The organism is Bacteroides sp. ET489 (assembly GCF_030518095.1).
Lineage (GTDB): Bacteria > Bacteroidota > Bacteroidia > Bacteroidales > Bacteroidaceae > Bacteroides > Bacteroides ndongoniae.
On sequence record NZ_JAULLJ010000048.1, the window covers coordinates 1 to 18,965 of the forward strand.

12 protein-coding genes, 1 pseudogene and 1 CRISPR repeat array are annotated in these 18,965 nt (G+C 40.0%); of the genes and pseudogenes, 12 read left to right on the plus strand and 1 reads right to left on the minus strand.

What is annotated here, in order from left to right:
* The 12 genes and pseudogenes from Q3C19_RS16505 to cas2 form a co-directional block, all read left to right on the plus strand.
* A pseudogene (locus tag Q3C19_RS16505) lies at window positions 1-264 on the plus strand (hypothetical protein); the annotation flags it as partial.
* Between the two features lie 154 nt (window positions 265-418).
* Window positions 419-1,726 carry a MobV family relaxase gene (gene mobV, locus Q3C19_RS16510; protein WP_302730783.1) on the plus strand — a complete coding sequence of 436 codons (1,308 nt, stop codon included), beginning with the start codon at window positions 419-421 and terminating at the stop codon, window positions 1,724-1,726.
* A 287-nt stretch (window positions 1,727-2,013) separates the two neighbouring features.
* A complete protein-coding gene (locus tag Q3C19_RS16515; protein WP_302730785.1) occupies window positions 2,014-2,223 on the plus strand; it encodes a hypothetical protein in 210 nt (69 codons plus the stop codon).
* A 106-nt stretch (window positions 2,224-2,329) separates the two neighbouring features.
* Window positions 2,330-3,550 (plus strand): transposase, encoded by a 1,221-nt coding sequence (locus Q3C19_RS16520; protein WP_302730787.1) that lies wholly within the window; start codon window positions 2,330-2,332, stop codon window positions 3,548-3,550.
* A 34-nt stretch (window positions 3,551-3,584) separates the two neighbouring features.
* Complete coding sequence (locus Q3C19_RS16525) at window positions 3,585-4,658, plus strand: DUF4433 domain-containing protein (RefSeq protein WP_302730789.1); 1,074 nt, start codon at window positions 3,585-3,587, stop codon at window positions 4,656-4,658.
* 3 nt (window positions 4,659-4,661) lie between these two features.
* On the plus strand, window positions 4,662-5,354 hold the full coding sequence (locus tag Q3C19_RS16530; protein ID WP_204475713.1) for a hypothetical protein: 693 nt from the start codon (window positions 4,662-4,664) through the stop codon (window positions 5,352-5,354).
* Between the two features lie 24 nt (window positions 5,355-5,378).
* Entirely contained in the window at window positions 5,379-6,884 is a 1,506-nt protein-coding gene (locus Q3C19_RS16535) for a hypothetical protein (RefSeq protein ID WP_239466686.1), read from the plus strand.
* Between the two features lie 2 nt (window positions 6,885-6,886).
* The gene (locus Q3C19_RS16540; protein WP_302730795.1) at window positions 6,887-7,531 is read left to right on the plus strand and encodes a hypothetical protein; all 645 of its coding nucleotides are present in this window, start codon (window positions 6,887-6,889) and stop codon (window positions 7,529-7,531) included.
* Window positions 7,532-8,011: 480 nt separating this feature from the next.
* The gene (locus tag Q3C19_RS16545; RefSeq protein WP_277121738.1) at window positions 8,012-10,189 is read left to right on the plus strand and encodes a S9 family peptidase; all 2,178 of its coding nucleotides are present in this window, start codon (window positions 8,012-8,014) and stop codon (window positions 10,187-10,189) included.
* Window positions 10,190-11,096: 907 nt separating this feature from the next.
* Entirely contained in the window at window positions 11,097-15,206 is a 4,110-nt protein-coding gene (cas9, locus tag Q3C19_RS16550; protein WP_302730797.1) for a type II CRISPR RNA-guided endonuclease Cas9, read from the plus strand.
* Between the two features lie 2 nt (window positions 15,207-15,208).
* Window positions 15,209-16,141, plus strand: a complete 933-nt coding sequence (cas1, locus tag Q3C19_RS16555) for a type II CRISPR-associated endonuclease Cas1 (protein ID WP_277121735.1) — start codon at window positions 15,209-15,211, stop codon at window positions 16,139-16,141.
* A 26-nt stretch (window positions 16,142-16,167) separates the two neighbouring features.
* The gene (gene cas2, locus Q3C19_RS16560) at window positions 16,168-16,473 is read left to right on the plus strand and encodes a CRISPR-associated endonuclease Cas2 (RefSeq protein WP_277121733.1); all 306 of its coding nucleotides are present in this window, start codon (window positions 16,168-16,170) and stop codon (window positions 16,471-16,473) included.
* 107 nt (window positions 16,474-16,580) lie between these two features.
* A CRISPR array of direct repeats spans window positions 16,581-18,528; the repeat unit is 31 nt; unit sequence GTTGTCTCCAATGGTTCAAAGATACTAATTT.
* A 26-nt stretch (window positions 18,529-18,554) separates the two neighbouring features.
* On the opposite strand, the gene Q3C19_RS16565 is transcribed toward cas2, so the two are convergent.
* On the minus strand, window positions 18,555-18,881 hold the full coding sequence (locus Q3C19_RS16565) for a hypothetical protein (protein WP_302730801.1): 327 nt from the start codon (window positions 18,879-18,881) through the stop codon (window positions 18,555-18,557).
* Between the last annotated feature and the right edge of the window lie 84 nt (window positions 18,882-18,965).

The following is an 18,965-nucleotide window of genomic DNA, read 5'->3' on the forward strand; positions in this document are numbered from 1 at the left end:
ACGATGATGAATGCATATCGTTTTGGTTATCAGTTTATTATCCTATCAACTCATCAATTCATCGGATTTTCATCCGCCAACAAGTCTGTGGGACAAACGGATGGAAGAAAATGCCACTATCCGCAGGCTGGTCGGACATCCGACCAGCCTGCTGTCCGACCGGCCGACAAGGGAAGGCGTATCATATCAATGAAAAGAAAAGGTCTGCCTATACCGCTGGTACTCTCACAGGCTTTTGGAAACAGAAAAGCCATAGCTCATTAGGGCATTTTCTTTACGCAGTACAGGCACCGCTAAAAATGCCCCAATGAGCCAACGGGGTTACACCCCTCTGGACACCCCCGTTTGCCATGCGGCATGACCGCAGCGGACGGAAACCAACAAACAAAATTGTCAAACCTGAAAACGAAAAATAAGCATGGGATATATAAGCATTCAAATCAACAAAGCGAAAGGCTCGGCTGACACGGGCGCATCCGACCACATAGAACGTAAGACCATACCCAAGAACGCAGACCCAACACGTACACATCTCAACCGTGAACTGGTGGAGTTTCCCGATGGAGTGTCCGACCGTACCGAAGCGATAAGCCACCGCATCCGCACGGCTGGCATCAAGCGGAAGATAACTCCAGACCAAGTGCGGGCAATTAGAATCGTACTTTCGGGTACGCACGAGGATATGATGAAAATACAGGACGAGGGCAGACTTGACGAATGGTGTGATGACAACCTTCAATGGCTTCATCGCACCTTCGGCAAGGAAAATACCGTTTCGGCAGTCCTGCACATGGATGAGCACACACCGCACATTCATGCCACGGTCGTACCGATAGTAACAGGAGAGCGCAGGAAAGCCAAGAAAAAGCAGACGGAAGGTAAACGCTCCTACCGCAAGAAAGCCAATATCGTGCGTCTGTGTGCCGATGATGTGCTGACACGTGAGAAACTCGTTGCCTATCACGACAGTTACGCAAGAGTAATGGAAAAATACGGTTTGCAACGTGGCGTACGTGGCTCGGAAGCACGGCATACGACAACAGCCCAATACTACCGTGATTTGATACGGCAGACGGGTGAACTTGAAGCCAATGTGCAACAGTTACAGACAGAGCAGCAACAAGCAGAGCAACAGCTTGACGAGGTAAGGCAGGAAGTCAAGTCGGAGAAACTGGAAGCAGCCAAGACGGAAGCGAAAGCCGCATTCGTGGCAAAAGTCTGTTCTCTTTTCGGTGGTGGTAAACTGAAAGAGTTTGAACATAGAAATGAAGATTTGCAAAAGCGCATACAGGAACTTGAAGAAAAAGCCATACAACGAGAAGAACAACATGTCAAGCAGATGCAGGAAATGAAGAATGCTTACGAACGACAATACCGCAAACTGTCGGAATTTACGGATTTTGTCAAACGCTACTTCCCTTATGTGGAAAAGCTGATGCCTACTATCAAGTTTTTGCGTGATACTCTGAATTTTAGCGATGGGCTAATCAAAAAGCTGTGCATGTTCAAGGATGTCACCATTAAAGGTAAACTCTATTCTTCTGAATTCCGACAGCTCTTTAAGACTGATGGTTCGATTTGTTCACTTAAAGAAACTTCGGATGGAAAATTTGACCTCAAAATAGACGGCGTTTCACATGTAAGTTGGTTCAGACGCAAGAAAGACGAGTATATGGAAGCATTGGGATTGCCAACGAAGAAACAAAATCGAGATATTAAGTTGTAAATCAAAATAAAGTCCGTAATAGTTGGTGACATATCACGGAGTTTTTGTACTTTTGTAGCTGGATTGAGACAACTCTTTCCAAGGCATATTAGAATAAAGAAGAAGCGTTATGCTAATCGTGGTGTCGGAAACCTAGGAAATTTCCCAAACATACAAACGATGATTGCATAGTGGTTCTCACGCTATAGCGTGGGCTGCTATTGTTATATCTGTTTGTATAGGTTTCCTAGGACCTCCGACACAGGTGAACGATTTGTAGTTCACGCTTCGTGTTAAAAATATATGGTATGATTTTTAAATGGCTTAAAAAACTATTTGGATTATATGATAGTTCACCAACTGAAATCCCTGCAAATGGTGAACTCAAGCCATCTGCCTCTAAGTCGCTTTATGATGAACTTGACAAAAGGAAAGAACATGTAAAGCAAAATAGGGACAAACTTAAACAATCGCCAATTGATTGGTATTCTTTAAACAATACTTCGGTAAATAATTAATTAAATACTTAAAAATCAGCGAGTTAAATTAACAAGAGTTAGCATAAAAGAATTGGTCAAGTGCCTGATTTTCAGTAACTTTATGTTGCCTACACATAAGTTGAAGATGGAAATATCAGGAGCACTCAACCAATATATGAATATCTGCAGGGATGCCTTTAATGGATATGCTGCAAAGTTAAACAAAAGTACGAAATATGTCATAATGGAGACACTACTTTTATTTATGGTCATACCAAGGAAAATAAACTTCACACAACTGGCACGCTACGGCAACCGTTGCGAGCAGTGTTACAGGCAGACCTTTTCGAAGGAGTTTGACTGGGTGCAGTATAACCTGAACCTGATGGAAAAGCTTTTTGCAATGAATGAAAGAAAGGCTATAGCCATAGATCCGAGTTATATATCCAAATCAGGGAAAAAGACTCCAAATATCGGTTACTTCTGGTCTGGTGTTGCAGGGGCAGCTAAAAGAGGTCTTGAAATTCTCGGGATAGGAATCATTAACATTGATATGAGAGACTGTATAATGCTCAAGGCAGAACAGACACCAAATGCAGAAAACCTGCAAATGATGAAGCATACTCTCATCGACTGGTATCTGCATGTAATTGAAGGGATGAAGGACAGACTACTGACCATATCAAAGTACGTAGTGGCTGATGCGTATTTTGCAAAATCAACTTTCGTTCAAGGACTTATGAATATGGGATTCCATCTTGTCAGCAGATTAAGAGACGATGCTAATCTCATGTATATATATAATGGTAGACCTACAGGCAAAAGAGGAAGACCTAAAGTATATGGTGAGAAAATAGACTTTGATAATCTTGACTATTCCAAAATGGAAAGGATAGAGACAGACTCGGAAGAAGAGGAACTCTATACTCTTGTCGCATATTCAAAGGCCATGAAGAGAAACATCAGACTTGTCATATGGAAAAACTCAAAAGGAAAGCACAAACTTTACTTTTCTACTGATGTCAGCATGTCTGGTAAAGATGTTATTGAATTTTACAGGACAAGATTCCAGATAGAGTTCTGTTTCCGTGATGCAAAACAGTATACCGGATTATATCACTCTCAGGCAAGGGAGGAAAGAAAACTTGACTTCGCATTCAATGCTTCATTCACAGCAATAAATGCAGCAAAGATTATGATGAAACAATACGATGTACCATTTTCAGTCGAATCTCTCAAATCTCTGATTTTCAATTCATATCTGCTTGACCGATTTTTCAAGCTGTCTGGTACAAGACCAAACAAGAAGATAAATGCTAAACTTGTCAAAGAATTCATTGATATAGCTGCCTATAGGGCAGCGTAAAAATATTTATAAATAATAATTTTATAACTAACTATTGTTAAATACTCCTTCCCAAAAAGATGAATTACAAACTCGCGTCTTTTCTCCGCGTAAATTTGAGAATATACCTTCTCTCCAAACTTTAAAAGATGAAAGATTAAGGAAAGAGGCACATGAATTAAAAGTACGAGAGGAAAGAACAAAATCATTATTAGATAAACTTGAAACCCTTATTGCTCAGCGAAAGTTCCAAGAGGCAAAGCAAATAATGGATGAAATTACGCATGAAATAGTGCGTATAAAAGATTCGGTTCTAAGAAAACGATACACGGATATACAAAAGTCTTTATCTGAATTAGAAAGAGAATTAGAACATGAAAGACTTGTTAAGTTAGCTGAAGAACAAAAACGCAAAGAGGAAGAAGAACGCAAGAAAAGAGAAAGAGAAGAAAAGGAAAGGGTTGAGAATGAAAAAAGAATAGCAGAAGAACGAATTCGGAAACAACAGGAAGCAAATAGACTTGCCGAAGAAGCCAGAAAAAAAGAACAGGCAGAATTAGCAGAAAAGGAACGATTAGAGGTCCTATCTACTGAGCGAAAAGAAAATTGGTCTGATTTCAAACAAATATTGGACAACAATGGTATTCGATACCTATACCATTTTACGGATAGACGAAATATTCCATCCATTAAACGGCATGGAGGCTTATTTTCTTGGCAATATTGTGATACTCATGGCATAACAATCCCAAGCCCAGGAGGAATAGGGTTCGGGAGAAACTTGGACCTAAGGTATGGATTAGAAGATTATGTGCGTTTAAGCTTTTGCAAAGAACATCCAATGAAGTATATTGCAATGAAAGATGGGAGAATTCAGAATCCTGTTGTATTGCTTATAGATATAGAAGTAGCTTATCTAAAAGGAACTTTATTTTCTGATATGAATGCTACAAAAACTGGGCACAAGACTGGTGGTGCTCTAAATGATTTAAGCAAAGTCCGTTTTGATATCGTTAAATTGCCAAATCATTTTAACTTGGAAGAACCTGAAAAGAGTTTTTACCAAGCCGAAATATTGGTGAAAACATTTATTCCTAAACGATATATTGTAAATCTTGATAATTTTTGAATTATGATATACATAGAAAATAAAAAAAGAAAGTTGGAAAAAATAAAGGAAGAATATCCCAATGCTATAATACTGGATATTACCTCTAATTCTGAGACGCGATATGCAAAAATATTGAGTCCGTTTTATCCACATGGAAATATACCTATTCCTTTTACTGACGGATTAAAGGCTACCTGTGTCGAAGCGGTCTGGCAAGGACTAAAAGTCTTTGAGAATGCAGGCGTGGATTTTGCGACATTCAAAAATGATACAATGCGAGATTTAAAACGGACAGTACGAAAATATGGAATGCCCAAAGGACACAGTAAAGGAGCTTATAGTAAAGAGTTATTGGGATACTTTGAAGCGAGGATGCTTATCTATCTTCCAACGTATAAATGGGTGCTGGATAACGTTCCCGAAGTTCATCATGTAATAGAAAGAATAAAAGCGCAAAGCAAAATTCAAGATATTGTATTATTAGATTATAATACAAATATAGACTTTCGAGATATTTCAAAGCCATTGTCACACGCAGGTTTGGTAAAATTATACATTGACGGTAAATATCCCAATGGCATAGAGGATTACCAGCCAATGACACAGGAAGAAATGGATGCAAAGAAAGTTAGGGAGAAAGAACTAAAGAAAGAACTAAAACGTAGGGCAAAAGAACGCAAAAGCGCACAAAGCCAAAAACTGTTTGAAGAATAAGTTGAACAATTATAATTTGTAAAGATGGAAATGATACAAGAATACATCGGTTTAATTATCGCGGTCATCGTTGTAGCTGCTGTTATTATATTTCAAATTCGTAGCTTCCTTAAAACAAAAGGGAAAATTAAAGAGCTTGATAGCTTGTTTGAAGATGTTGACACTCTGTCGCTAAAAGAAACGTCTATTACACCGAGTGTACTAAGGAATAAAGAGTTTCTACAGAAATTTTTGCAAAGCATTCCACCACGCCATAATGATGAAAACGGTGATGAAAGCAAGGATTATACAGACTTATCACTTATTGTTTTTCAGGACGGGAGTAAGTCTTCCAATAAGAGATTTAAAATGATTATCAATCGCACGAATGAGTACTTGTGCAAAAATACAGGGACAAGTGCTGATTTAGGGGTATTAGAAGACATATGTGACAGTCAAAAAGAAACATTAGAGGATGAAATACAAAATAGCCTTAATGTTCCTCTATATTTAGGACTTGCAGGCACTTTTATAGGAATTATTACAGGATTATTGGGTGTTGATTTTGACCAAATTTTTGGCAACTCAAATAACTTGAATGGATTACAACATTTATTATATGGCATAGTTGCAGCTATGTGTGCAAGTTTATTAGGCTTAGGTTTTACCGTATATAATAGTGCTGTAACATATAAGGCTGCTGTAAGCAAATGTGACGACGGTAAAGGAAATTATATGAATTTCCTAAGACGTGAATTGATGCCATTATTATCAAATAGTATGGCTTCAAGCCTAAATTCATTAAAGGGAGTATTAGGACACTTTGTAGATAAATTTGGTAGGAATTTAGATGCCTATGCCGATTCTGCTGAATTATTAAACGACAATTTGGAGAAACAACATTTAGTCTTAGCGGAAATAAACAAACTGAGTTTAACTCGAACCGCTAATAAAATTGCAGAAACCTTTATGCAATTAAAAGATTCATCCGATGCATTAGCTGTTTTCCGTACATACCAAGAACAACTCAATTCGACAATATCCAATGCATCAGGAGTTATAAATCAAATACAAACTTTAATTGGTAAATTCGAAAATTTCTCTACAGGACTTTCCATTGTTATAAGTAATCAGAATAAAACTGCCGAGCTTCAGCGAGAGTTTCAAGAAGCAATAACGACCCATTTTCCGACAGGGGCAGAAGCAAGGGAGATTTGGAGAAAGGAATTTGATTTGCTTATGTCTGAAGGGAAACACGTTTCTGAAAGTTTGTCAGCACAACTTACAGCATCAACGGAATACATTCAGAATTTTGTCACCAATAACAAAGAGTTCTTTGATACATTTGATAAGCTGAAAGAAGTGCTTGATATAATGATACAATATACGCAAGTTCAAGCGGAATGTTATAAGGATATGAAGGGTGAAATATTAAATCTGAGAACGGATTTTCATAACGCTCAACTTGAGGATATAGAGTTAAACAAATCGATTCTTAAGGCTATAGAAACAATGACAGAATCTATTAAAAACTTAAAAGAAGAAAAGTAATTATGTCAAAAAACAGAAGTAATACTTTCTGGTTAAGTTATTCTGACCTCATGACAAGCTTGTTTTTCATTATGCTTGTTCTATTTATAGTATGTGTCGTTAAGATGAAAGGTATTAATACACAATTAGATAAGGAGGTAAACGCTAAAGAGGAACAGCTCAGAAAAATCGAAGAACTAAATAACTCGATTAAAGAAATAGATGATAAGTATTTCGCATACGATGAGCAATTCAAGAGGCATACATTAAAAGACATTGAAGTCTCTTTTAATACATATAGTTCTAATATCCATGATATAGAGCGAGAACAACTTGAGAAGTTATTAAAAGCAGGTCAGGCAATCGTCCGTTTTATGAATAGTGCAAAAAGCAAAATTCCAGAAGCTCAATACATGCTTATCATAGAAGGACAATCGTCAAAAGATTATTATACAAGAAATTATGAGCTTAGCTATGAAAGAGCATTGGCTCTAATTAAATTCTGGTCTAGTAATGGTATTGAGTTCGATTCACTTGGCAATTGTGAGGTTTTAATCTCAGGAAGTGGACAATCAAGCAAATTTAGAGTTCAACCTGGTGTTAGAGGGAATAAAGATAACCAACGATTTGTTATACACATAATTCCGAAACCCGGCATCATAGAATAATTGGAAAGAGGCAATAGGGAATCTTTTATCTGCTGAAAATTATAAGAAAATGATATTCTTGTTTTATTCATTAGCTCAATGCTTATAGATACACCCTAAATGAATGATATTTAAAATATTCTCTGTATTTTTGCATCCGTAAGAGTTACCCAAACAAGCAAAGCGATGCAGACTACGGCAATTGGAACGGTTGCCAAGTCATTACCCCAAAACGTGGTAATTCTTCTAACTCTCTTGATTCCAAAGAGGTATATTCCTTATACAGATTTACAAAAAAATCTTCATTTATAACACCTCCACAACAAAAAATGCCAATTAAAAGTTGAATGTGCATCTGTTAAATCTGCGTCATTGAGCTGTCTTTCTCTGTTTTGTCTCCCCAAAAACCTTATCTTTGCACACACCGAAACCGTGCGACAAAGGCAGTTATACCGCCGGTCGGCACGAAGCCCGACGAAATCAAACCAATACTATAACAATATGAAACATCTAAATCTTTTGCTTATGGCAGCAACCATGACGTGTGGAGCATGCGGAAGTATCCAAAACAGCGATACACCGGATGCAGAAGACCTCATCCAGCGTTCGGACATCCGTATCGAAAACCGCCGTATGACACCCGAAGCCCTGTGGGCCATGGGACGCATCGGAAGCGTGGCACCCTCGCCCGACGGTAAGCAGATAGCCTATGCCGTCACTTACTACAGCGTACCGCAAAACAAGAGTAACAGCGAACTGTTTGTCATGAACGCCGACGGCAGCGCCAACACGCAAATCACCCATAGTGCCTTGCGCGAAAACCAACCCGCCTGGATAAAAGGCGGTCAAAAACTGGCCTACCTCAGCACCGAAAGCGGAAGCAGCCAGGTATGGGAAATGAATCCCGACGGAAGCGGAAAGCAACAACTGACCAACTACGATGGCGATATAGAAGGTTTCTCCTTCAGCCCCGACGGTAAAAAGCTGCTTTTCATTGCCCAGGTGAAAACAGTGCAAAGCACCAAAGACAAATATCCCGACCTGGATAAGACAACAGGTATCATCGTCACCGACCTCATGTACAAGCATTGGGACGAATGGGTAACCACTGCCCCACATCCCTTCGTAGCCGACTTCGACGGTTCGGCCATCAGCAACGTGACAGACATCCTGCAAGGCGAACCTTACGAAAGCCCGATGAAACCTTTTGGCGGTATCGAACAGCTCGCCTGGAGCCCCGACAGCAAGGAAGTGGCCTATACCTGCCGTAAGAAGACAGGACTGGAATATGCCATTTCCACCAACTCAGACATCTACATCTACGACCTGGCCAGTAAACAGACACGTAACATCACCGAAGAGAACAAAGGATACGACACCAATCCGCAATACTCTCCCGACGGCAAATACATTGCCTGGCAAAGCATGGAGCGCGACGGCTACGAGGCCGACTGGAACCGCCTTTTCGTGATGGACCGCCAGACGGGCGAGAAACGTTTCCTGAGCAAGGGCTTCCCCTCGAACGTGGATGCTTTCTTATGGAACAGCGATTCGCAGAGCATCTTCTTCACCGGTGTGTGGCACGGTATGATTCCTATCTATAACGTAAGTCTGAAGCCGGACGGCTGGATTTACCAGCTGACCAACGGCCTGTACGACTACGGCAGCATCGCCCTGTGCGGCAAGGACCTCATCGCCACCCGCCACTCCATGAGCGAAGGCGACGAAATCTATGCCATTACCGACCTGGACAGCAAGCCTTTCCCGGTAAGCCTCTTCATGGAGGGCGGCCCGGAGCGGTTCAGCAGCACGGACAGCATCCGTCCCGACTACCCCGTCAAGCAACTCACCCACGAGAACCAACACATCTACGACCAACTGGACATGGGCCGCGTAGAGGGACGCTGGATGAAGACCACCGACGGCAAACAGATGCTGACATGGGTCATCTATCCGCCCAAGTTCGATCCTAACAAGAAATATCCCACCTTGCTGTTCTGCGAAGGCGGACCGCAAAGCCCCGTCAGCCAGTTCTGGAGCTACCGCTGGAACTTCCAGATCATGGCAGCCAACGATTACATCATTGTAGCCCCCAACCGTCGCGGCTTGCCGGGATTCGGCGTCGAATGGAACGAAGCCATCAGCGGCGATTACGGTGGTCAGTGCATGAAGGACTACTTTACCGCTATCGACGAAATGGCCAAAGAGCCGTTTGTCGACAAGGACCGTTTAGGATGCGTAGGAGCCAGCTTCGGAGGATTCTCCGTCTATTGGTTGGCCGGCCACCACGACAAACGCTTCAAAGCCTTCATTGCCCACGACGGCATCTTCAACATGGAAATGCAATACCTGGAGACAGAAGAAAAATGGTTTGCCAACTGGGATATGGGCGGCGCATACTGGGAAAAAGACAACGCCACAGCTCAGCGCACCTTTGCCAATTCGCCTCATAAATTTGTTGACAAGTGGGACACGCCTATCCTCTGCATCCATGGCGAAAAAGACTACCGCATTCTGGCCAATCAGGCCATGGCAGCCTTCGATGCCGCCAAGATGCGTGGCGTACCAGCCGAACTTCTTATCTATCCCGACGAAAATCACTGGGTGCTGAAACCACAGAACGGTGTGCTGTGGCAGCGCGTATTCTTCGAATGGCTGGATAGATGGTTGAAGAAATGATAATGAATTATGAATATAGAATTCTGTTCAAAATCCATAACTAACTTTTAACATTTCAACTGCTTTCTTCCCTTGATGAAAGCAGACATAAACCAATAACGGTTATTCAACACACAAAGTCCCTCTTTAGAAAGCTAAAGAGGGACTTTACGTTCTTAAAGAAGGATATTATGGCTATCAATATTGCATAGCTTTTTATCCTGCATCATATTGTTTTCACAACAGCATTGCCTTCCCTATCACACAATACAGCTTGTGCTTTCCCCCTACATTTTATCCTTTTTCACCGAAAATGCCTTCACGCTTTCAACTCCTTGCAAATGGCTCGTTATAAGGGATTTCCGGTGAAAGCTATGTTTCAAAAACAATTTCACCTTTCTAATTCAGGAAAACACAACTGTTTGCGAATACCCAACAATTGTGAAAGGTATGTTTCACTATATTCTTCTGTTTATCAATGCAATGAAAGCAATAAAGCGGTAAAAGTAATTTCAGGAAACAAAGTTCAAAGGGCAGTGAAACTTATACGTTCTCTTTCAGACAACAACTAATCACCTTTCACCGACATCATATGGACATTTTCACTCACTTGCAAGGCTAACGAACCACACAAGTGTCCCACGCGAGAAACACAAGTGCGGCTCGTCTTCCACACTGGTGTCTCTCGCGAGCCATGCAAGTGCGGAAGAGAACGCGTAGATGCAATCACTATTTCAACCCAAACAGGCAGAAATAAAAAATCCCCCCGTTAAAGGCCGAGGGGTAACCTAATGTTTTCACAACGGAATAATCCTTATTGTGAGTTGCTTCAAATTAGTATGGCAAATATACAAAGAAAAAAGCATTTAGCAAGTGATTTATCATTTATTTTTGTAAATTTGTGGCAGATATAAAGATTTCCATTACCATGAAAAGAATATTAGGGTTAGATTTAGGTACCAATAGTATTGGTTGGGCTTTGGTCAATGAAGCAGAAAACACCGATGAAAAATCCTCCATTGTAAAATTGGGAGTAAGAGTCAATCCACTGACAGTTGACGAACAAAAAAATTTTGAAATAGGAAAAAGTATTCCTACCAATGCTGCCAGAACATTAAAACGGAATGCACGCCGCAATCTCCAGCGATATAAATTGCGAAGAGATTATCTTATAAAATGCTTGAGAGAATATGGTTGGATAGATTCAGATACCATGCTATATGAGTGGGGTAATCATACAACTTTTGAGACCTACCGTCTGCGAGCAAAAGCTGTTACTGAAGAAATTTCTTTGGAAGAATTAGGGCGAGTTCTGCTCATGATCAACAAGAAACGTGGCTACAAAAGTTGTAGGAAAGTTAAGTCTTCTGATGAGGGACAACTTATTGACAGCATGGAAATAGCTATGGATTTGTATCATAATGATATGACACCTGGCGAATATGTTTATTCCTTACTTTCCAAAGGGAAAAAATATGTGCCAGCCTTTTATCGTTCAGATTTATTAAATGAATTCGACAGAATATGGAATTGTCAAAGTGTTTACTATCCAGACATTTTAACTCCTCAATTCAAAGAACTTGTACGTGGAAAGAACGCTCAAGGAACATCTAAACTTTTTAAGCAACAATACAATCTCTTTACAGCCGACAATAAGGAAAAAGACAAACGGCTACAGGCCTATCGCAGACGAACCGATGCCTTAAAGAAACGCCTTGATATCGAAGATGTGGCAGCTGCCTTATGCGATGTCAATAAAGATGTTAATGCATCCAGCGGTTATTTAGGAGCCATCAGCGACCGCAGCAAAAAACTGTTTTTCAACAAGCAAACTGTAGGACAGTTCTTGATGTCAAAGCTGGACAAAGATTCTCATTTCAGTGTAAAAAATGAAGTATTTTATCGTCAAGATTATCTAAATGAGTTTGAGGCAATTTGGGAAAGACAGGCATTGTATCATCCTGAACTTACGAAAGACAGAAAGAAAATGTTGCGTGATGTTATTATCTTCTACCAACGTCCGTTAAAGAGCCAGAAAGAATTGGTAGCCTGTTGTGAGTTAGAAAAACATTGTATCGAAGTAATAAAAGATGGAAAAACCCGCTCTATAGAGATAGGAGCCAAAGTTTGTCCCAAGTCGTCTCCTTTATTCCAAGAATTCAAAATTTGGCATGTCCTCAACAATCTGAAAGTGAAAGATAAGACTACTGGCGACGAACGCTTTCTGGAGTTGGATGAAAAGGAAACTTTATTTTCAGAACTTACAATCAAAAGCAAGCTATCTAAGACGGAAGCCTTAAAGTTACTTTATCAAAAACCGAAAGGATTAGACTTAAATTATGATAGCATTGAAGGAAATGTAACACAAGCAACCTTGTTTACTGCTTTTCAGACCATTATTGCCATGACTGGTCATGGCGAATATGTTTTCTCCAAAATGCCATCCTCGGAAGTAATGTCTATTGTCGAAGGAGTGTTTGAAGGGCTTGGCTTTAATACTTCTGTTTTGCACTTTGATTCTGGACTTGAGGGTAAAGCACTTGAAAAGCAGGATGCTTACCGTTTATGGCACTTACTCTATTCGTATGAAGGAGATAATTCTGTAACAGGCACAGACGGACTAGTGTCAAAAATAGCAAATTTATTGCATTGCGAGAAAGAATATGCTAAAGTATTGTCTGGCATTACTTTCCAGCCGGATTATGGTAACCTAAGTGCTAAAGCCATCCGCCGGATTTTGCCACACATGCGTGCAGGAAACGAATATAGCTTATCTTGCGAATATGCTGGGTACAAACATTCAAGACGTTCGCTGACTAAAGAGGAATTAGAACAGAAAATCTTTAAAAACCATCTTGAACTTCTACCCCGCAACAGCCTTCGTAATCCCGTTGTCGAGAAAATCCTTAATCAGATGATTAATGTGGTCAATGCAGTAATCAATGAATATGGTAAACCCGACGAAATCCGTATAGAAATGGCGCGTGAATTGAAGAAAAGCGCTAAGGAACGTGAAGAAATGACTGCTGCTATCAACAAAGCTACTTCAGAACATGAACGAATAAAAGAAATCCTGAATAAAGAGTTTGGAATCCAACATGTAAGCCGTAATGATATTGTACGCTACAAACTATATTGTGAACTGAAGAACAATGGATATAAAACCTTATATTCAGACACTTATATTCCTCGGGAAAAACTTTTCAGCAAGGAAGTGGATATTGAACACATACTCCCACAAGCCCGTCTATTTGATGATTCTTTCTCCAACAAAACATTAGAATACCGCTCGATTAACATTGAGAAGAGCAATCAAACGGCTTGGGATTATGTCGTGACTAAGCAGGGGGAAAATGGAGCTGCACAATATAAGAAGCGAGTTGACGAACTCTTGATAATAGGTGCTATTAGTAAATCCAAGCATGATAAACTGCTAATGAAACAAGAAGATATCCCTAAAGATTTTATCAATCGTGATTTGCGGGACACACAATACATTGCCCGCAAAGCACGTGAAATACTAGAAGATATAGTACCCATGGTCGTTTCTACTACAGGTTCAGTGACCGACCGCTTACGCGAGGATTGGCAACTGGTGGACGTCATGCAAGAACTAAATTGGAATAAATACGCTCAACAAGGTCTAACAGAAGAATGGAACGATAAAGACGGACGAAAAATCCGACGTATCAAGGAATGGACCAAACGTAACGACCACCGTCACCATGCGATGGATGCACTAACTATCGCCTTTACCAAACATAGTTTTATTCAATATCTGAACAACCTGAATGCACGTAGCGACAAATCGGGAAGTATATATGCCATCGAACAGAAAGAACTTTATAGAGACAGCCATGGCAAATTACGTTTCGTAATGCCTTTTGAGGAATTTAGAAACGAGGCTAAACGACAGTTGGAAAATATCTTAGTTTCAATCAAAGCAAAAAATAAGGTGGTTACCCGCAATGTCAACAAGGCTCGTAGGGGAAGTGGACATCAGGCTAAAGTACAACTTACTCCGCGCGGACAACTGCACAACGAGACCATTTATGGCTCTATACATCGTTATGTGACGAAGTTGGAGAAAGTGGGCGGAAACTTTAATAGTGAACAAATTGCCAAAGTGGCAAACCTCCGTTATCGGGAGGCGTTACAGGCAAGGCTCGAAGCATTTGGAGGCGATGCTAAGAAAGCCTTTACAGGTAAGAACGCATTGGACAAAAATCCCCTTTATTTGAAGAATACTCGAACAGAAGTACCTTTAAAAGTAAAAACGGTTGTAACAGAAACACTCTACACCATTCGTAAAGCGGTGGCACCTGATTTAAATGTAGATAAAGTAATTGATGCGAAGGTACGGAAAGTATTGGAAAAACGCCTGCAAGAGTATGGAGGTGATCCGAAGAAAGCATTTGTTAATCTCGATGAGAATCCTATTTACCTGAATAAAGTCAAAGGCATTACCATCAAACGTGTTGCAATTACGGGAGTTAGCAATGCCATTGCACTACATGATAAGAAAAATGTAGGTGGACATATAATGCTTGATGCTTCCGGCAGAAAGCAACCTGTCGATTTCGTAAATACCGGCAACAATCATCATGTAGCCATATATCGCGATACAGAAGGCAATTTACAGGAAGTTGTCGTTTCTTTCTACGAAGCCGTAGCAAGAACTTCTTTGGGATTACCTGTTATAGATAGGGAATATCGTAAGGAAGATGGATGGCAGTTCTTGTTCACAATGAAGCAGAATGAGTATTTTGTCTTCCCTAATCCTGTGACAGGTTTCAATCCCGAAGAAATAGATTTGACTGATGAAAGTAATTACGCCTTGATAAGTCCAAACCTATTTAGAGTACAGAAGTTTACTATCAAAGATTATTTTTTCAGACACCATTTGGAGACAACAGTTGAGGATAGAAAAGATTTAAAAGATATGACTTGGAAACGTTGTGGTTTGGGAGGTATAGTAGGAATAGTAAAAGTCCGTGTCAATCACATTGGACGGATTGTATCTGTAGGTGAATATTGAATATGATCAAGAAAACATTGTATTTTGGCAATCCAGCCTACTTGTCTTTACGTAACGAGCAACTTGTTATCAAGTTACTCGAAGTGGAAGTCGATTCTGACATACCCGATATGCTGAAACGACAGGCAGAAGTGACCAAACCGATAGAGGACATCGGTGTAGTAGTACTCGACCATCGCCGTATAACGTTAACAACAGGTGTACTGGAAGCGTTGTTGGCCAATTCGTGTGCCGTCATCACCTGCGACCGACAGAGCATGCCTGTAGGATTGCTTCTGCCTTTGTGCGGGCATACCACACAAAACGAACGTTTCCGCAAGCAACTCGATGCTTCTCTACCATTGAAAAAACAGTTGTGGCAACAAACTATCAGGGCAAAGATCAACAACCAGGCTTCTGTTCTTTCCAGCCATGCTGGCATAGAAGTAAAGTGCATGCGTGTTTGGGCAGAAAGCGTAAAAAGCGGTGATACCGACAATATGGAAGCCAGAGCAGCTGCCTATTATTGGAAAAACCTTTTTCCTCAAATCGAAGGTTTTGTAAGGGCACGCGACGGAGTTCCTCCCAATCATTTGCTGAACTACGGCTATGCTATATTACGCGCTATCGTGGCGCGTTCGCTGGTGATTAGCGGTTTGCTGCCTACGCTGGGCATTCATCATCACAACCGTTACAACGCCTATTGCTTGGCTGACGACATCATGGAACCCTATCGCCCGTATGTAGACGAACTTGTGTGTCAATTAATAGTTGAATTTGGAGTACAGACCGAATTGACCAAAAACCTAAAGACTCGCTTGTTATCCATTCCCACATTGGATGTCTTCATAGAAGGCAAACGAAGTCCGTTGATGGTAGCCGTAAGTCAAACTACCTCTTCGTTATACAAGTGCTTCGACGGTGAATTGAGGCGGATAACTTATCCAGAGAAATGACAACCCGAATCAGTGAATATCGAGTTATGTGGGTACTGGTATTGTTTGATTTGCCTACCGAAACGAAAAAAGACCGAAAGGCTGCTACTGATTTTCGGAACAAATTACAGAAAGATGGCTTCACCATGTTTCAGTTTTCTATTTATATTCGTCACTGTGCGAGCTCCGAAAATGCGGATGTTCACATCAAACGAGTAAAATCATTTTTGCCAGAGTATGGTAAAGTCGGTATTCTTTGTATTACCGACAAGCAGTTTGGTAATCTTGAGTTGTTTTTTGGCAAGAAACCTCAGCCTGTAAACACTCCAGGTCAGCAATTAGAACTTTTTTGAAAACAAATAATCCCACTTTCGGTGGGATTATTTGTTCTTGGAAACCTTCTTTTTTATTTCTAAACTCCTATGCAAATCATTGTTATACAAACAATTGTGAATAGTCTGTTGTCTCCAATGGTTCAAAGATACTAATTTGAAAGCAAATCACAACAAATGGTTTATCTGATAAATCTAATTGGTTGTTGTCTCCAATGGTTCAAAGATACTAATTTGAAAGCAAATCACAACAGCCCCGGCCTTCATGCCTTCTTACCTCGGTTGTCTCCAATGGTTCAAAGATACTAATTTGAAAGCAAATCACAACCCAGACCATCGAAGTGGAGGGCCTCATCAGTTGTCTCCAATGGTTCAAAGATACTAATTTGAAAGCAAATCACAACTGAGTTCTCGCCCGTATGGTGACTTCGTGCGTTGTCTCCAATGGTTCAAAGATACTAATTTGAAAGCAAATCACAACCTCCTGATGCAGCGGGCAGCAAGCGGAGAAGTTGTCTCCAATGGTTCAAAGATACTAATTTGAAAGCAAATCACAACTCGGGGTGATGGTGAACGTCACCTGACTGTGTTGTCTCCAATGGTTCAAAGATACTAATTTGAAAGCAAATCACAACTTGTGCTAGCGATAGCTGCGTCATAAGCAAGTTGTCTCCAATGGTTCAAAGATACTAATTTGAAAGCAAATCACAACATAGAAGTATTTATATCCGCATTCTTCAAAGTTGTCTCCAATGGTTCAAAGATACTAATTTGAAAGCAAATCACAACTAGAATTCTATTTTTAATTTGTCATACATTGTTGTCTCCAATGGTTCAAAGATACTAATTTGAAAGCAAATCACAACTTCCCAAGTTTCGCGAATCCATGGCTTGTCGTTGTCTCCAATGGTTCAAAGATACTAATTTGAAAGCAAATCACAACGATGAGGACGTAAGGGATGCGGCTAACGGGTTGTCTCCAATGGTTCAAAGATACTAATTTGAAAGCAAATCACAACACAGTTATAAACGTGATTTTATGATGTATGGTTGTCTCCAATGGTTCAAAGATACTAATTTGAAAGCAAATCACAACTGTAATCCCACATATCCTTTGCTCTTTGCTGTTGTCTCCAATGGTTCAAAGATACTAATTTGAAAGCAAATCACAACACGCATCGCATATGTACGTCCGGACATGTAGTTGTCTCCAATGGTTCAAAGATACTAATTTGAAAGCAAATCACAACACTACCAGCTCCTTTAGCAGACATCCAACCGTTGTCTCCAATGGTTCAAAGATACTAATTTGAAAGCAAATCACAACCACCTGCTGCCAAGTAAAGACGACCTTATGTTGTCTCCAATGGTTCAAAGATACTAATTTGAAAGCAAATCACAACTGTGGGTAATCTATTGTCCATTCTGTTGGAGTTGTCTCCAATGGTTCAAAGATACTAATTTGAAAGCAAATCACAACACGCCGCGGCAATGGTGCCCGTAATTAACTGTTGTCTCCAATGGTTCAAAGATACTAATTTGAAAGCAAATCACAACTGAACCAGATCCAACTATTTCTGATGCTCAGTTGTCTCCAATGGTTCAAAGATACTAATTTGAAAGCAAATCACAACGACATACATGCGAAAGGGTTAATAATACCGTTGTCTCCAATGGTTCAAAGATACTAATTTGAAAGCAAATCACAACTAGCTAACTCTTAATAACAACTATTATGGCGTTGTCTCCAATGGTTCAAAGATACTAATTTGAAAGCAAATCACAACCATAATAGTTACTATTTAGATTTGTCCTTAGTTGTCTCCAATGGTTCAAAGATACTAATTTGAAAGCAAATCACAACCTGATTCTGTTCAGTAGTTGAACTTCCCGGGTTGTCTCCAATGGTTCAAAGATACTAATTTGAAAGCAAATCACAACGTAACCATACTTTTTTATGCATGGTATAGTTGTCTCCAATGGTTCAAAGATACTAATTTGAAAGCAAATCACAACAACTTCTGTGCGATGGCTACTGCAAAGGCGTTGTCTCCAATGGTTCAAAGATACTAATTTAAAAAGCAACAAAAGGAAAGAAACGATTACCCCTCTTTCTTATAACTGTTCAAATAAAACTTTTTAAAAGCTTTTGCATCTTCGATTAATCCATATCCGCCATACCAGTGACAATAACGATTAAATAAAAGAGCTTTTAGTGTGATCGGTGTATCATCCATCATGTTAAACTCTGAAAGCCCAGCAGAAATATATTCATCAAGCATATCACCAAGCATATCATCTTTATTAATACTTAACGTAATCCATTTCTCTTCATAAAACCAAAATAGATTTTTATCCCCATTTTTGTAAGGGTTCTCTTCCTCACCTTTATAATACCTACAGAAAGGTAAATAATTATTTTTTTCCATGCTTAATATCTAATGTTTGTAAAGTTTAAATATAACTAATTTCATTCTTCTGGGAAAATACTCAGACAGCTGTTCTTTATGATC

What these genes read in the sequence shown, in the direction of transcription:
- mobV (WP_302730783.1), top strand. Translation starts at nt 419, where the DNA reads ATGGGATATATAAGCATTCAAATCAACAAAGCGAAAGGCTCGGCTGAC.
- Q3C19_RS16515 (WP_302730785.1), top strand. Translation starts at nt 2,014, where the DNA reads ATGATTTTTAAATGGCTTAAAAAACTATTTGGATTATATGATAGTTCA.
- Q3C19_RS16520 (WP_302730787.1), top strand. Translation starts at nt 2,330, where the DNA reads ATGGAAATATCAGGAGCACTCAACCAATATATGAATATCTGCAGGGAT.
- Q3C19_RS16530 (WP_204475713.1), top strand. Translation starts at nt 4,662, where the DNA reads ATGATATACATAGAAAATAAAAAAAGAAAGTTGGAAAAAATAAAGGAA.
- Q3C19_RS16535 (WP_239466686.1), top strand. Translation starts at nt 5,379, where the DNA reads ATGGAAATGATACAAGAATACATCGGTTTAATTATCGCGGTCATCGTT.
- Q3C19_RS16540 (WP_302730795.1), top strand. Translation starts at nt 6,887, where the DNA reads ATGTCAAAAAACAGAAGTAATACTTTCTGGTTAAGTTATTCTGACCTC.
- Q3C19_RS16545 (WP_277121738.1), top strand. Translation starts at nt 8,012, where the DNA reads ATGAAACATCTAAATCTTTTGCTTATGGCAGCAACCATGACGTGTGGA.
- cas9 (WP_302730797.1), top strand. Translation starts at nt 11,097, where the DNA reads ATGAAAAGAATATTAGGGTTAGATTTAGGTACCAATAGTATTGGTTGG.
- cas1 (WP_277121735.1), top strand. Translation starts at nt 15,209, where the DNA reads ATGATCAAGAAAACATTGTATTTTGGCAATCCAGCCTACTTGTCTTTA.
- cas2 (WP_277121733.1), top strand. Translation starts at nt 16,168, where the DNA reads ATGTGGGTACTGGTATTGTTTGATTTGCCTACCGAAACGAAAAAAGAC.
- Q3C19_RS16565 (WP_302730801.1), bottom strand. Translation starts at nt 18,881, where the DNA reads ATGGAAAAAAATAATTATTTACCTTTCTGTAGGTATTATAAAGGTGAG.